The organism is Bacillus sp. K2I17 (assembly GCF_002209985.1).
GTDB lineage: Bacteria > Bacillota > Bacilli > Bacillales > Bacillaceae_G > Bacillus_A > Bacillus_A wiedmannii.
Genome location: NZ_NJGF01000042.1, coordinates 1 through 15,455, shown reverse-complemented (window position 1 = coordinate 15,455; position 15,455 = coordinate 1). Strand labels below are relative to the sequence as shown.

The window sequence follows — 15,455 nt, the reverse complement described above, 5'->3', positions numbered from 1 at the left end:
CCTTTTTACTATTCACTGAAAAATAAGCTCTGTCTTCAAACTATCTTTCGGTAACAACCATCCTTTTTGTTCTAAACTCTTCATTAATAATTCTCTTTGTTTTGTTGCAATACTTTCCTCTTTTGTTTTAAACGATACTTCTATTACGAAATCATCTTCTATTTTCCCTGTATTACTTAGTGGCCAAACTTCAATATTCGTTTTAATATTTTCAAATTCAGCTGTATACCGTTTCATTAATACAGGACCGTAAATACGAGAATTGTTGAGCATTTCTTCTCCCCAATTCGTATACAACCATTTGTTCATTTTCCCTGGCAACTTTTCTATTAACATGTTTTGAGCATCTCGTTCGTTTGGTAAATCAAGTACTCCATACCCTTTAGCACTGTAGCTTTTCTTATTTGAAATACTTAACGTTTTCTTCTCAAATCCCCAATCTATTTCTGCCTCATAGTTATCAGTTTTACTATCAAATCCATCCTTTTTAGCCACTTCTAGTGCATCTTGAATTACACCATTTTGAATGGGATATCTTTTTTTATATGTTAGCTCAAAATCTTTACTAAATTCTTTCTTTCGAATTCTCGCAAACCAACCTTCATTACTTAAATTTTTATTTGCCGTATCTAAAAATTGCACTTGTATTCTTTCATAATTTGTACCAGCCTTGAAATATTCTAGTACCTCTTGATTTATCTCTTTGTTATAACCTAATACTTGTTCTGGTTTTAATAATAATTTCACTTCAAAACTAGGTGTCATCGGACTGGCAGCAAACCCTTCCTTAACGTTATAAAGGAAACAACAAAAGAAAATGCTTACGAATACAAATACTTTTTTCATATACCTATCCCCTTTACATTTCAAATGACTTCTATACGTTCCATAGTAAGTGAATGTACATTTTCATACCCTGCCGTGCTAAGCTTTTTCTGTAATCGATCCGTATCCTCTTTCAAAGCGTGTACTAACACCGTATGTTCTGGTAATAGTGTATTTAACATTGCCTTAACGTCACTTATACTTTGATGAACTTTATAAGGAACTCGCTTCACCCTACATTCTTTATTTACACGTTCTTTCATAACCTTTTCTGCAAAACTCCCTTTAGCAATATGTCCTGTAAATATAATGGAATTTCGTTCTTCATATCGCAGTTGTTCATAATATAACTGCGCTCGTTTCGTTTGCATATTCGCATCACTCATTACAACTATTCCATAACTATTTTGCGTACCGATGTCATGATCCATAGCGATTATGTTTCTTTTTAAACTCTCCATAAGCCCTTCAAGTTCTTCATTATTTTTGAGCCAATCTTTATATGCGAACATCTCCTCAAATCCATGCAAAATTTCTTGATCTACTATAATGGGAAGTTCTTTATATTTTTTATACAAATACAATACGATATCTTGCGCCCTACCAAGCGGTGGCAACGGTAGTAATGCTATTCCTTTCTTTTGCGCAACTCCCTCAATTTCTGTACATAGTTCGTTTACTCGTTCATGTTGCGAAACATCATCAGTATGATAAGCTGCATCAACAATTGCGACTTTTATATCAGCGCGCAAATTCTCAGGTAAATTAGCTCGTAGTATGTTAGACTCTGCTGAGTAATCGCCAGAATAAAATACATATGTATGACTCATGTCCACTAAAAACCAAACAGCCCCCAATACATGCCCACTATACCCCCATTGAAAACGCAATGTAGGTGTAATCTGTATCCATTCATTTGGATTACTAATTTCATCAATATATACATAATTTAAATCTTTAACATTTTGGTCGTTATAAGGTACATTCCATCCTTGCGTCAAATTATAGTTTCTCCATTTTTCATAATAAACGGGAAGTTGCTCCTTCGTATAACGAGTCGTCCAAATTTTTTTCTTATATCCATACTTCGCTAATAAAGGTAAGCCCATCGTATGATCTTCATGAATATGTGATAAAAATACTGCATCTAAAAACGGTACAACTTCCCTCTCTATTTTTGGATAACTATCCTCATATGATCGATTAATACCACAATCAAATACTATTTTCGTCTCTTTATTTTTTACGAAGTAGCAAGAACGACCGTATTCTCCCGCTCCTCCCCATACTTCTATCCTCATCATGCTACCCCTTTTCGTTTTTGCTCCATATGTTGCAGAAGTAATAAACATATTGTTGTAAGTCCAACTGAAACGACAGCCATTGCCATGCCAATAGATACTTCTCCTTGTTCAAATTGAGCAAAAATAAATGTTGCTGAAGTTTCTACTGATGGAGGCAGTACGAGAAGGGATGCTACTAACTCTCTTATCGAGATTGTAAATGTCATCGCCCACCCAGCAAGAACTCCCGGGATAATAAGAGGTAATATTATTTTTCTAAAAATATAAATATAATTTCCAGAAAAAATACTTCCTGCCTGTACTAGAGAATCATCAATTTGCACGAGCGATGCTTTTACATATTGCACCGTATAAGGTAAAAAAAGAACAACGTACGTTACGATAACCATGACTGGCGTATTGTAAATTGACATGGGAATATAGGGTGAATTCCAAAATAAAATAAGCCCTACAACCATCACGATTCCTGGTACCATATTCGGTAACATACCGCACATATCAAGCCATTTTTCAGAAGAGTTTTTCCCCTTTCGAATCATAAGCGCCAAAAACACTCCAATAGTAGCAGCAATAATCGCTGTTATAAGTGAAAAAAGAAAACTGTTCCATAAAGCCTCTAATCCTGGAGATCCAATTGTAAACAATGCTTCATAATGGCTCGTTGTAAAGTTGTTTATATGTAAGCCACCGCCTCTTAATTTTGATAATGAAGCAATCATTATAGAAAAATACGGGATTCCAATTGATACGATTAATAAACCAATTACATAGCCCCATGCTACAATGCGTGTAAATATAGACAAAGTATACCTTTTAGACTTCACACCTTTTCCACTAACCATTGCATATGAATACTTTCGATTCAATACATTTTGCATATACCAAATGAGCATACACGCACTAAGTAATAAAGAAGATAATGCTGTTGCACTACTAAAATCAATCGGCCAACTCGAAATAAATTTATGAATCTCTGATGTTAACACATGAAATCCTATTCTTCGTCCGAATGTAGCCGGTGTTCCAAATTCAGCGATCGTCTTTACGAAAATGAGTAAAGCACCCATTACATAACTTGATACTAATAGCGGCAATATTATTTTTCGTAAACGATAGAAAAAGTTTCCACCATGAACTGCTGCCGCTTCTTCTTTACTACTTCCAATTTGAAGTAACGTGTTTTTCAACATGAAGTAAAGAAATGGGAATAAATGCAGACTCATAATTAAAACCATACCACCTAAACTAAAAAACGAAGATGAAATCGTCTTTAGCATCGGAAAAAACTGTTCGAAATAGCCGTTCGGTTGCATGAACAAAATCCAGCCCATCGATCCAATATACGGCGGAGTCATAAATGGAATCATAAAAATAATATCCAATTTACTATACTTTCCAACATCTGTTTTGCTCATAATGAACGCCAATGGAAATGCAAATACGGTTGCTCCTATTACTACGAGTACACCTAGAAGCATCGAGTTTAGAAAAATCCCAGCTAATCCACCACTCTGCATCACTTCAAAAGGCTTTAAAAAATTCCAACTACTATTTTCATATACGCTAGAAAATAAAATGAGGAAAAGCGGAATGACGATTAACATCGCCACAAGTAATAACGCTACCGTCATTCCAACTTGTCTTACTGATACGAATCGATTTACCATGTAATCACCATCTTATTGAAATACTTTCTTAAATTGTTTTCCTATTTCATCTTGTTCTTTCTCAACTGTTTTCCAATCAATATTTAATACCGGAATCTCTTCTACATTCGGTCTATTTTCTGCTTTTATATCTGTTCTGCCTGGTAATAAATACGCTTTAGCAACTTGTTTTTGCACATCATCTGATAATAAATAATCAATAAACTCTTTTGCACCTTCTACATTTTTACTATCCTTCATAATACCTGCTGCACGTGGACTAATAACTGTTCCGCTTTTTGGATACACAATATCAACCGGTTCACCCTTTGCTTTTGCACTATACGTCATATAATCAACACCAGCAATGACCATGTCTTTCGCACCTGTTACTACTGGATCTAACGCTTCTTGATTTGCCCCTGCTACTGTAACTTCATTTTTCTTAAGCTGTTCAAATAAATTCCAACCATCTTTTCCATTCTTTTTCACATATCCTGTTACAAAGTCTAAAGCTGAACCTGAAAGTGCTGGATCTGGAAGATTCACTTTTCCTTTCCATTCCGCTTTCGTTATATCACTCCAATCTTCCGGCGCTGTCTTCACATTTTTTGTGTTATACACAATTCCTAACGCTGAAGCACTATATCCGAAATAATTTCCTTTATCGTCCGACCATTCAGAACGAAGCTTATCAGCTTGTTTCGCTTCTTTATAAGCTAACGTTTGCCCATCCTTTTTTAATCCTTCCATCGCTGGTAATGATGCAAGTACGACTACATCAACGACTGGATTTTTCTTTTCAGCTTCCATTCTCGCTAAAATCTTACCTGTTGTTCCTTGAAACATTTCTACTTTTATACCTGTTTTCTTTTCAAAGTCCTTTTGAATCTTTTCTGCTAATCCTTTTGGTCCTGCACTATATACAACAATTTTCTTTTCATTCGTATTTTTACTTTTTGCATCTGCATTACCTGTCTTTGAACTACACCCTGTTACTACAGCAGAAAATAATAACGTACATACAAATAAAGACTTAAGCGAACTGAATCTCTTCATACGATTCTCCCCCTATATGATGAATACATTTTTTTGGCACATATAACGATACTGGTTTACCGATGCTTAATTTACTATTGTGATAAACTGTCCATATTCCAAGTGCACCCATGTTTACTTTCATTTCATACCGTTCTCCTACATATGTAACGTGCTGAATTTCACCTGTATACATTTCGCAAACTTCATTTTTCGTCCAGCTCACATGCTCTGGACGAATCATTTGTTTACCCTCTACAAGCCAATTTGCCTTACCAACAAATTTTGCAACAAATTCATGAGATGGCTTCACATAAATGTCTTCTGGTGTTCCTTTTTGTAATACTTCTCCTTGTTTCATGACAATAATTTGATCTGACATTGACATTGCTTCTGTTTGATCGTGCGTGACATACAATGCCGTTAAACCAATTGAATGAACGATGTCCATAAGCTCTAATCGCATTTCTTCTCGCAAAATTGCATCGAGTGCACTCAGCGGTTCATCAAACAAAATAAAATGCGGTTTTGTTACAATTGCTCGAGCAAATGCGACACGTTGCTGCTGTCCACCAGAGAGTTCATGCGGATATCTTTTCTCCATCCCTTGCAAGCGAACTCTCTTTATTGCATCTTCTACTTTTTCCCGCAATTGATTCGTTTGCTTTGTAGCTCTTAAACCAAATGCAACATTTTCAAACACTGTCATATGCGGCCATAAAGCAAAATCTTGAAATACCATACCGATATTACGTTCATGAGGAGATGTTTTTATTTTTTTTGCACCAGAATACATGCACTTATCCCCAAAATATATTTCACCTTTATCTGGCTCTTCAAGTCCTGCAATCATTCTAAGTAAAGTCGTTTTCCCGCATCCCGAAGGTCCTAAAAGTGTGGTGAATTCGCCTTGTTTCATAACAATTTGTAATGGTTTCAACGCCTGTGTTTTTCCAAAGTTCTTTTCTAATCCATGAATTTTAATATCCATCGTATCACCTCTCTCCCCTTACTCTTAACCTGCTTTCATTCTATATGGAAAATTTATACTGAATGTTAATGTACTGTAAAGATTAAATTAAAAAACTTCTAATAAACTATTTATTTCTATAGATTTTTTCTATAGTTAGAAGAAAAAGGAGCAACTTGCCATGAATCTCTTAAAATTAGAAATTGTAGTGCTTATTAAGAAATATAAAAAACTTACACTTGTTGCAGAAAAACTTGGTGTTAAACAACCTACTATTACATTCCATATAAAAAGCTTAGAAGAGGAACTTGGTGTACCTTTATTTGAGTTACGATCCGGGAGATATTTCTTAACAGAGGCTGGTGAGGCATTGCATCATTATGCTTGTAAAATAGATGCACTTATGAAAGAAGCTAGGCGGGTCACGCAAGAGTTTAAAGATTTTCATAAAGGTGCTATAACAATTGGCGCTAGTTATGTACCAGCGACTTATCTTTTACCAGAAATTATTCACCAATTTCAATGCGAATTTCCAAATATAAAAATAACACTCATGGTAAAAACAGCTCCTGAAATTCGAACGATGCTACAAAATCATGAAATTGACCTCGGGGTAATTTCTGCAGCACCGTTTGATGAATCCCTTTTAAAACAGACGAATGTAATGCCTGATACACTTGTTCTTGCTTTCTCCAAAGAACATCATTTTTCAAAAAAAGAAAATGTATCACTACAAGATATCGAGAGGGAACGTATATTATTGCATCGTAATCCATCTACAACGAGAGATTTACTTACACAATGGACGTTAGCACATAACATTACGTTCCAATCTGAAATTGAATTAGATTCATTAGAAACGATGAAACAAATTTTAAAATACGGTAATGGAATTGCTTTTATTTCTAAACTCGCTATCGAACAAGAAATACAACGACATGAACTATGCTACATACCTATCCCTGGATTTGAATTTCAACGTAACATTTATACGATTCATCATGAGGACAGATGGAATTCTAAAATTATTTCTTTTTTACTACATAGCATCACTTCTTATGCGGCAAAAAATTAAAAGGCTGTCGTTATGCACGACAGCCTTTCAAACTATAACTCTATTTATTTTTCTTCGCTTCAACTTTTGCCTGCGCCTCTTCAGCCTTATCTAATGCTTCTGAAACTTTCTTCTCTTTTTCTTTCACGTCATCTATACTATCGACCGCTTTAATGAGTTTATCGATTCCTTCTTCTTCTACCTTTCTCCGCTTTGCCACTCTTTCATTTACTTTCTTTTCCACATCTTTTGCTTTTTGAAGCATATCCTCTGCATTTGATGTCACAGCTTTTTCAAGTGCATCGTCTTTTTTCTTTTGTAATACCTCATTTGCAATATCTTTCGTCTCTAAATACTTACCATCTTTTAATGATGTAGCTCCGCGCTCCAATAACTGAGCGACTTCTTTATATGCCTTCGCTTCATTTCCTGTTTTCTCTTTTTCCGCTTTTTCAAACCACATCGTTGCATCACTATATTTTTCATCTTTCAATGATTGCATACCTGTATCAATATACGTGCCATAATTACTACATCCAGCCATTACGGCTAACAGAAAAAGCATAACAAAACTTAATTTTTTCATGATGTTTTCTCCTTTTCTTTGTCTGCTCACTATACTGTAACATACATGAAAAAGAGTTTCAAAAACTAAAATACTAATTTGGTCATTTCCATGATGATAAGTCAAATTTTTATTATTTTCTTATTTTTAAGCAGACATATCTACTTGTTTTTTCGCCATATGTTGCTTTACTCCAACTAATACAACTAACAATAACCCCCCGCCTATCGTCATCATAACAATGCTAGTTGGCAACATATCTAATAATAATCCATATACAATCATACCGAGTGGTGCGATTGCAGTAGCAATTGTTTCAAGTAGGCCAAACACACGCCCTAAGTAGCTCGGATCTGTCGTTTTTTGCATATGTACTTGCATCGGAATATTTACAATCATAATTGCTATACCCGTTAACATCATAAAAGCAATATAGTAAATAAAACTTGCCCCTTTTGAAATGGTAACTACCAATGGGAAGACTGTACATAAACTTAAACCCGCAAACAAAAACAGCCCAGTATAAATAGAACGAAACGGATTATTCACTTCTTTACGCACCGATAAAGCAATCGCACCCATTAGCATCCCGACTGCTAACATTCCCTCTACAGTACCGAGTTGCTTTGAAGATAGATGCAATGTATGGACGATAATATATGGAAGTGCTACGGTTAGCCCACACGCAAAAAAGTTTACCCACAATGCTATTTTCATTAAACCATATATTTCATGCTGTCGTTTTACATATGAAAATCCTTCTTTTATACTCGTCAAGAAACGCTCTTTACTCTCAGCCACTTCTTTTTTGTATAAATCAAATACAATAAATAATTGCAAAATAACTGCTAAAAAGAACGTAATACTATTTAACAAAAAGAACGACTTAATGGAAAAGAAACCAAATACAACTCCACCAATAATCGGCCCTAAAATATTTGATAAAGAAGCTGCCGTTTGATTTAAAGCACTCGCTTTTTGAATACGCCCCGCATCTACTAAATTAGGAATAGAAGAAGTTAATGCAACAGAATAAAAACTTGCACAAATTGATAATAATGCCGCTGAAATATAGATAAAAAGAAGTGACGGTCCAAATATAGTAGCAAGAATAAACATAATAAGCATCGTTAAACTACTTAATAAATCAGTGCCAATGACAAGCCATTTTCGATTCACACGATCAGCTACAGCACCTGCAATCGGACCACAGATCATCCTTGGTAGTGATCCGCAAACGAGCGTAATAGCAAACCCCATCCCTGAACCAGTTGTCTTTAATACGTATAACCCCATTGCGAATGTATAAATACCTGCCCCTAATAAAGACGTCATCTTTCCAATCATCATCAAAATAATATTTCTCGTTGCAACTTTCATTCTTGAATCATTTTCTCCTATACTTATATCTCCCATAATGACTTTCTCCCCTTAAAAGTTAAATTGTGTTAAACTTATTATATAATCAACTTTCCAATTTTTACAACAAAAAGTTAAATACAATTTAACTTTTTAATTATAAAGGAGCAATAATATGGCAACTCTCGGTGAAAAAATTAAAGCGTTACGTAAAGAAAAAAAACTTACACAAACAGAACTGGCAGGTTCGGAACTTACAAAAAGTATGCTTAGTCAAATTGAAAATGGAAAAGCTACCCCTTCCATGAAAACATTACAATACATCGCTGAAAAGCTTGAATGTGAAGCGAGTTTTTTATTAGAAGATGATGATGGAGAAATTGTGGAACTCATTACAAAAATGGAGCAACTCATAAAGAAAAACAAATGTGATGAAGTGTACGAGACTTTACTACCTATCGTTCAAAAAGAGCTTCCTTCTACTTTAAATACGGCTCGTATATACAAACAATTCGTAACTGCTGCGGTGATTATGAAAGATTACAACATTGAATCTTACGTAGAAAAAGCTGTTTCTATTTTCGAAAAATATAAGTTATACCGAGACAGTACGGAAACAAAATTAAAATTATCTTTTGCGATATTCACACGTAAAAAGTATGCAGAATGTTTACAACTTATATCTAATATTAGAAATGATTATGAAGAGAAACATTTAGAAATGGATCTTATTATACATATTGATTTATGTTTATATGAAGCCATCATATTACTGGCATGTGGCGATTATGAAAAATGTGAAGAAACGATATTAGAGACACTCACATTTTCAAAAAAACATCAAGTGTATTATAAAACAGATGTATTTTACCGGATTTTATCTTATCAAAAAGTCATTACAGTTGATAAAGAGCGTTATTTATATTACATAAAGAAATCTGAGCAATTTGCCATTTTTACAGAAGATACTCTATCCATTGCGATGACTAATATTTTAAAAGCCTATTACTACAACACGATTACTAATGAATATACAATCGCATTAAAACATCTAGAACAATATCGAGAAAAACTAAAAGATCAGCCCATTTTTCAAGACGACGGATTGTATTATCTTGAAAAAGGAAAATCTTTATACGGATTAAAACGTTACGAAGAAGCTTTAGAAGCATTACAACGTGGCATTATACCGGATTATATGAACCATCCATTGGATCAATCGTGGCTTACAACAGCAGGTGCATATCGTGCACTTTGTTACGTTAAACTGAATGATAAAAAAAGAGCTCTTGAAGAAGCAACAAAAGCAAATGAAATGATACAATCGTATCCGGATTCTATTTTCTCTTCATTTATTAAAGAAACATTACAAATAATACAAAAACTTTAAGAATGTCTCGAAATGGTATATTATTCCTCTTTTTTAGCAAAGATAATAATGATGGGAGGAATATAAATGAATATTCAACGTGCAAAAGAGCTTTCTGTTTCATCTGAACAAGCAAATGTCAGTTTTCAAGGCATGCCTGTTACAATTCAACACGTCGATGAAAGCAACGAAACCGCCCGCATATATGAAGTTAAAAATCCAGACCGCGAATTAACGGTCCCCGTTAATAGCTTAGAGGAAATATAAAAAATGCCGCTTCGATTTTGAAGTGGCATTTTTCTTACTTTCATATAAATTCTCTATACCCCCTTGTTTTACAACAACTGAAAAAATAAGAATCTTCTACTTCTTTTCTTTTTTTAACCTGCTAAAATACAAACTATAAATGAATTATTCGCACTATATATTAAGGGGGAAAGATAATGAAATCTGCTTTAGAAAAAAACAATCATTATTATGCAGTTATATTCACTTCTCATTTATCAAATGATACGACAGATTATAGTACCGTTGCCGACAAAATGGAGGAACTTGCAAAGCAGCAACCTGGATTTTTAGGTGTAGAAAGTGCACGAAATCATTCGGGACTCGGAATCACAATTTCTTATTGGGAATCACTTGCAGCAATTGACAATTGGAAACAGAACGCCTTACATAAAGAAGCGAAAAAAAGAGGTCGTGAGCAATGGTATGAAAACTTCCATCTACGTATCTGCCTTGTTGAGAAAGAATTTAAGTTTCATAGAGGTACATTGTAACGATGAAGAAAAAATTAGCTCTCGTTGCTGTTCATGAAATATATGGTGTGAACGACCATATGCATCACGTTATCCACCACTTCACTTCATCTCATATAGATGTATTCTGTCCTAATCTTCTACAATCGCAACATGCATTTCATTATAGTGATGAAGAAAAAGCATTTCAACATTTTGTAAATAATATTGGATTTGATGATGGAAAAGAACAAATTAAAGAATTCATCAATACTCTTTCAAGTAATTATACACATATTGGACTTATCGGATTTAGTGTTGGCGCTACCATCTCTTGGCTATGCAGTAACAATCCGAAAATAGATTTTATTATCGGCTGTTACGGTTCCCGTATACGTGACTATATTCATATGAAACCAACATGTGCTACCTTACTTATTTTCCCTGAAAAAGAAGTTAGTTTTTCAATATCCTCTTTAATCCAAACATTGCAGCAACAAAAAAATCCTTTATTAGAAATAAAACAACTACACGGTGAGCATGGATTTCTAAATCCGTACACAGAAAAATATAACGAGCACTCTACAAAGCAAGCATACAATATAATAGATTCATTTCTTGCAAGAACAATCTTATAAAGGAGATCTAAATGACACTTACATTACTCTTACTTCTTTTCATATTCATTGCCTTTTTCTCAGCACTAACTATCATTATTGCAACCGTAAAAAAGGGGGAGTTTTCCAAACGTCCCTACTTACAATCTATTATCGTTTACATTTTATTTTTTACAAATTGGATCTTATATTTAACATCTTTTTATACGTTACTTCCCGATAAAGTTAGCGAATTCCTATTCTTGCCCATTTGGTTTCTCCTTTGTATTTTAGGACTTATCGTTTTCTGGCGCGAATGGAGAAACAATCGTGTGTTCTCAATATGTATTGGTTTTCTTTCCTTTATTAGTTTTTTATTTGGGTTGTTTTTGTTAGTTCTTTCCGGGATGTAATTGTTGTAAAGAGGATAACATACCTCTTTACAACAATTTTTTTCGTTCCATGACGAAAGGAATTAGTAGATATAAAGCATAAGCAATAACCATCCAAATGGTAAATGATATGATTTGCTGTGAGGAGAATTGTGAGAATAGATTAGAAGAATTATATAAGATGTAAGTATCTAAAATTAAACCGATTGCTGTACCGCATATACCTAACTTAATAACTGCATATTTCGTAGTATCTAGTTTTTTGTATAACCACATTACAAAGTATAAGGCTATAGCTGTGCCTAATTCAAGAAACGTCAATTGTAGAAAAAATCTACTTGAAGTGTATTCTAATAAAACGGAAGAACCGAAAATAATGAAGAATGCAGAGGCAAAAAACCATATACCAATCGAAAATAAAATAGTGAGCCAAAATCTATTATTCACTGACATTACCTCCCTTTTGCAGCACTGAAAACTTTTCCAAGAGCGTATATAAATCACCATATAATTTATCTGTAGAAAAAGATGGATTGAATAATGCTTGCAATGCCAATCCGTCAATTAATGCATTACATAAAATGCTCAATGTTTCAGTTGAAATTTGAGTTGTCATTGTATCTCCTATTTTTTTATTTAACACCCCTTTTAATTCTTGATTTTCATAATGTAACAATCCACCAATTTTATCTTTCATCGCATCATTTTGTAATCCACTAGCTACTAATTGAAAAAACAAATGATGATACATTGAATCTTTCACACATCTACTTTCCGCAGACTGTAAAGCCTTCTCTAACTGTACATCCTTTCCTATTTGTTCCCATGACGCTTTACAAAACGATTCAGTTACTTCAAGTAATAATTGATCCTTCGTTTTAAAATGATAATATACGGTACCTTGTGTAACTTCAGCACTTTCTGCAACTGCTTTTAATGTCAACTTTTCCATCCCGTGCTCTGCAATAATTGCTTTTGCCGCTTCTAATAACTTCTTCTTATTAACAACATTCGGTTTTGCCACTTCTACAACCTCCTTTTAAGTTAGTTAGATAACTAACTTAAATTATACAGAAAAATCAGATAAAATAAAAGAAAGAAAAGCCAACATTCAACTTTTCTTCCTTCTATGTTTACCTTTAGTTTTCACTGTCACTGATTCACAAGGTGTATAATATATTTGAGGTGTCGCCTTATCAACAAACATCATAAACGTAATAAAGCCGATAATAAAGAAAATAAACAACGTTAACAAAATTGCTCCTATCGTTAAAAGTATCATAACACCACCCCTATATCTTTCATGTTATTACACCTTTCGCTATTATATGAGCGTAATCCTTTTTAGAAAAAGAAACGTAACAAAATAATCACAATCACTCCCGTTAATACTGTACCTAATAAACTACGAGTATATATTGCAACAAGAAATGTTGGGATTGCTGCGATAAGGTAATCCCACTGCATCGTCTCATGCATAAATAGTACTTGTGCTAAAAGTGCTGCTAATATCGCAATTGGTATGTAATTTAGCCATTTTAAACCCCAGTCTGGAATTTGTAGTTTGCTAAATACGAGTAGAGGTAAAATACGTGGCACGAGTGTGACAGCTCCAGCTGCTAGTAAAAGTAATAGTACGTCTAATCTCATTTCCATTTTTCAATCACAACTCCAATCGTCGCAGCTAGTAATGTTGCGATAATAACCGCTATACTATCTGGCATAAATAAGTGTGAAACGTATGCGATCATAATCGCTACAATTGCAACAGTAAGATGAATTGCTAGTTTCGGTTTACTACTTATGAGCTGAAGTACAAATAATCCGATAAACATTGCTGGTAATGCATAATCCATCCCGTACGTATGTGGATCTGGTATCCACTCACCAAACAGCCCGCCAATAATAGTAGCAAGAATCCAATTTAAATATGCTGTTACATTTAAGCCCATCATCCACCTGTCGCCTACATATCCTTTTTGCGCTGCATGCTGCACTGCAACGCCGAACGTTTCATCTGTAATTTGAGAACCGATAAATACGTTTTTTAATAGCGGAAGTTTCGTAAAGTATGGTGCAAGGGCAGCACTCATTAGAAGGTGGCGTAAATTAACAAAAAAGACGGTGAAAATGATTGCTGAAGCAGGAGCACCGGCTGCATACATACCAGCTAATATAAATTGGGCAGAACCTGCATAAATTAAAGTGGACATAAATGCAATTTCAATGATGGAGAAACCTGCTGTTTTTGCAATTACACCAGCTGCTATACCGATGCTTAAATAACCAAATACAGTTGGTAAACAATCTTTTACTCCTTGCTGAAATGTATCATCGCTCTGCAAAGCTACATGTGCCTGAGCCTTACTCATCCATATCATCCTCCATTCTTTCCATCGCTCTTTTTCCTGTTACGACATGAACTAAATCTATATTTTCACGCCACAACGTATCTAACTTATCAGCCCCAAATTCCTTCGTAATTTCTTCGACCATAATATCGTGCCGCACATACTCTGTAGCAACGAGCACTAAAGCTGGGTCATACGTTGTTACGGCCCATGAGGTACTATCATTTGAAAAGTTCGCAATTAATACTTCCTCTCCATCACGAGCAATAACAGTTAAATGACCACCCATTCTCTTTTCAACAACGTGGGGCGTCATATAATTATGGTGAAACGTCGCGCCTATTTTTGTATTTGGAGCGCCAAATAAGATTGAAAATATATGTACACCTTCCTCTTCCTTTTGACGAATATATGGCTCAATTTCATGCACTTGATCTTCCCATACAGAAATCCATAACTCGTCCTTTGCCCTATTAATTATATTGCATATTTCTTTTACAACACGATCATTGGAGCGAATATGCGAAATTACATCTATTTGTCTCTCTTGTTCTAAACAATTTAATTTCCGGTCTAAAAATTCAAAGGACTTTTCAAAATCTTTTCGCATTCGATCCATTAGCTCCGTAGCTGGTACTGGTACATATTTCACTGGTTCAGTAGGAACGATATGCACTGCTCCTTTATCCATCAATTTACCGAGCACTTCATAAATCATCGAACGAGGTACTCCTGTCTGTTTACTCACTTCATACCCAGTTACTGGGGAATGTTTTAATAATCCAATATACGCTTTACATTCGTACTGGGAAAAACCTAACTTTTGTAATTCCTTTATTATTTCATCCAACTGTAATCCCTCACATTCTATATAACTCTCATCTCAAAACGATACATATATATTAGTAGTTATTAGTATACCTACTAATATAAAAAAACAGACCTACAAAGTCAATTGATAATTCTGAAATTTCATCCGAAAATAAAAAGCCTTCTAATTAAAAGGCTTTTTTTACATACTATTCCACTTATTTTAGCTGCAACGTATTTGATAGATTCTCCTCCAAATGCTCCCGTAAAGTAGAACCTGTATACTCTTCCGATACGATAAACTTAACTAAATCTATACAATTCAATCAAATTTATACAAATTAGTGCTTCATCGTGTTCTCGCAACCCCGAGGGGACGAGGGGTATAACACTCCACACGAGGCAGTATCGTTACCTCCTATTATCAAGCATTTATTTT

19 protein-coding genes are annotated in these 15,455 nt (G+C 34.4%); 6 read left to right on the top strand and 13 right to left on the bottom strand.

Annotated features, from left to right (window positions below; genetic code table 11):
• Positions 1–12: 12 nt before the first annotated feature.
• The 5 genes from CER22_RS26835 to CER22_RS26815 are packed head-to-tail and all read right to left on the bottom strand — an operon-like array spanning position 13 to position 5,804.
• Positions 13–846 (bottom strand): hypothetical protein, encoded by an 834-nt coding sequence (locus CER22_RS26835; protein WP_000755323.1) that lies wholly within the window; start codon positions 844–846, stop codon positions 13–15.
• 20 nt (positions 847–866) lie between these two features.
• A complete protein-coding gene (locus CER22_RS26830) occupies positions 867–2,129 on the bottom strand; it encodes an MBL fold metallo-hydrolase (RefSeq protein ID WP_142291710.1) in 1,263 nt (420 codons plus the stop codon).
• Positions 2,126–3,796 carry an ABC transporter permease gene (locus tag CER22_RS26825; protein ID WP_088610067.1) on the bottom strand — a complete coding sequence of 557 codons (1,671 nt, stop codon included), beginning with the start codon at positions 3,794–3,796 and terminating at the stop codon, positions 2,126–2,128. Before CER22_RS26825 ends, CER22_RS26830 begins: the two co-directional genes overlap by 4 nt.
• 12 nt (positions 3,797–3,808) lie before the next feature.
• On the bottom strand, positions 3,809–4,834 hold the full coding sequence (locus CER22_RS26820; protein ID WP_088610066.1) for an ABC transporter substrate-binding protein: 1,026 nt from the start codon (positions 4,832–4,834) through the stop codon (positions 3,809–3,811).
• Positions 4,812–5,804 (bottom strand): ABC transporter ATP-binding protein, encoded by a 993-nt coding sequence (locus CER22_RS26815; RefSeq protein WP_088062929.1) that lies wholly within the window; start codon positions 5,802–5,804, stop codon positions 4,812–4,814. Before CER22_RS26815 ends, CER22_RS26820 begins: the two co-directional genes overlap by 23 nt.
• Before the next feature lie 160 nt (positions 5,805–5,964).
• On the opposite strand from CER22_RS26815, the gene CER22_RS26810 reads away from it, so the two are divergent.
• Positions 5,965–6,858 carry a LysR family transcriptional regulator gene (locus CER22_RS26810; RefSeq protein WP_088062928.1) on the top strand — a complete coding sequence of 298 codons (894 nt, stop codon included), beginning with the start codon at positions 5,965–5,967 and terminating at the stop codon, positions 6,856–6,858.
• A 40-nt stretch (positions 6,859–6,898) separates the two neighbouring features.
• Here the strand turns inward: CER22_RS26810 and CER22_RS26805 are convergent, their stop codons facing one another.
• Positions 6,899–7,423, bottom strand: a complete 525-nt coding sequence (locus CER22_RS26805; RefSeq protein WP_088610065.1) for a DUF4398 domain-containing protein — start codon at positions 7,421–7,423, stop codon at positions 6,899–6,901.
• 126 nt (positions 7,424–7,549) lie between these two features.
• Positions 7,550–8,818 carry an MFS transporter gene (locus tag CER22_RS26800; RefSeq protein ID WP_088062926.1) on the bottom strand — a complete coding sequence of 423 codons (1,269 nt, stop codon included), beginning with the start codon at positions 8,816–8,818 and terminating at the stop codon, positions 7,550–7,552.
• A 118-nt stretch (positions 8,819–8,936) separates the two neighbouring features.
• On the opposite strand from CER22_RS26800, the gene CER22_RS26795 reads away from it, so the two are divergent.
• The 5 genes from CER22_RS26795 to CER22_RS26775 all read left to right on the top strand — a co-directional run bounded on the left by CER22_RS26795 (position 8,937) and on the right by CER22_RS26775 (position 11,876).
• Positions 8,937–10,151, top strand: a complete 1,215-nt coding sequence (locus CER22_RS26795) for a helix-turn-helix domain-containing protein (protein WP_088062925.1) — start codon at positions 8,937–8,939, stop codon at positions 10,149–10,151.
• 66 nt (positions 10,152–10,217) lie between these two features.
• Positions 10,218–10,397, top strand: a complete 180-nt coding sequence (locus CER22_RS26790; protein WP_087983182.1) for an H-type small acid-soluble spore protein — start codon at positions 10,218–10,220, stop codon at positions 10,395–10,397.
• 176 nt (positions 10,398–10,573) lie between these two features.
• The gene (locus tag CER22_RS26785) at positions 10,574–10,909 is read left to right on the top strand and encodes an antibiotic biosynthesis monooxygenase family protein (RefSeq protein ID WP_088610064.1); all 336 of its coding nucleotides are present in this window, start codon (positions 10,574–10,576) and stop codon (positions 10,907–10,909) included.
• Positions 10,910–10,911: 2 nt separating this feature from the next.
• On the top strand, positions 10,912–11,505 hold the full coding sequence (locus CER22_RS26780) for a dienelactone hydrolase family protein (RefSeq protein WP_088610063.1): 594 nt from the start codon (positions 10,912–10,914) through the stop codon (positions 11,503–11,505).
• A gap of 11 nt (positions 11,506–11,516) precedes the next feature.
• On the top strand, positions 11,517–11,876 hold the full coding sequence (locus CER22_RS26775; RefSeq protein WP_088610062.1) for a hypothetical protein: 360 nt from the start codon (positions 11,517–11,519) through the stop codon (positions 11,874–11,876).
• A gap of 27 nt (positions 11,877–11,903) precedes the next feature.
• Here CER22_RS26775 and CER22_RS26770 read toward each other — a convergent pair whose 3' ends face one another.
• From CER22_RS26770 to CER22_RS26745, 6 genes are all read right to left on the bottom strand, one after another.
• Complete coding sequence (locus tag CER22_RS26770; RefSeq protein ID WP_142293578.1) at positions 11,904–12,302, bottom strand: DUF5367 family protein; 399 nt, start codon at positions 12,300–12,302, stop codon at positions 11,904–11,906.
• Entirely contained in the window at positions 12,295–12,879 is a 585-nt protein-coding gene (locus CER22_RS26765) for a TetR/AcrR family transcriptional regulator (protein ID WP_088610060.1), read from the bottom strand. The genes CER22_RS26770 and CER22_RS26765 overlap by 8 nt, the downstream gene beginning before the upstream one ends.
• 87 nt (positions 12,880–12,966) lie before the next feature.
• Positions 12,967–13,137, bottom strand: a complete 171-nt coding sequence (locus CER22_RS26760; protein WP_000602236.1) for a DUF3951 domain-containing protein — start codon at positions 13,135–13,137, stop codon at positions 12,967–12,969.
• 62 nt (positions 13,138–13,199) lie between these two features.
• On the bottom strand, positions 13,200–13,511 hold the full coding sequence (locus tag CER22_RS26755) for an AzlD domain-containing protein (protein ID WP_000425942.1): 312 nt from the start codon (positions 13,509–13,511) through the stop codon (positions 13,200–13,202).
• Positions 13,502–14,227 (bottom strand): AzlC family ABC transporter permease, encoded by a 726-nt coding sequence (locus CER22_RS26750; RefSeq protein ID WP_075310279.1) that lies wholly within the window; start codon positions 14,225–14,227, stop codon positions 13,502–13,504. Before CER22_RS26750 ends, CER22_RS26755 begins: the two co-directional genes overlap by 10 nt.
• Positions 14,220–15,056, bottom strand: a complete 837-nt coding sequence (locus tag CER22_RS26745; RefSeq protein ID WP_088610059.1) for a TrmB family transcriptional regulator — start codon at positions 15,054–15,056, stop codon at positions 14,220–14,222. Before CER22_RS26745 ends, CER22_RS26750 begins: the two co-directional genes overlap by 8 nt.
• Between the last annotated feature and the right edge of the window lie 399 nt (positions 15,057–15,455).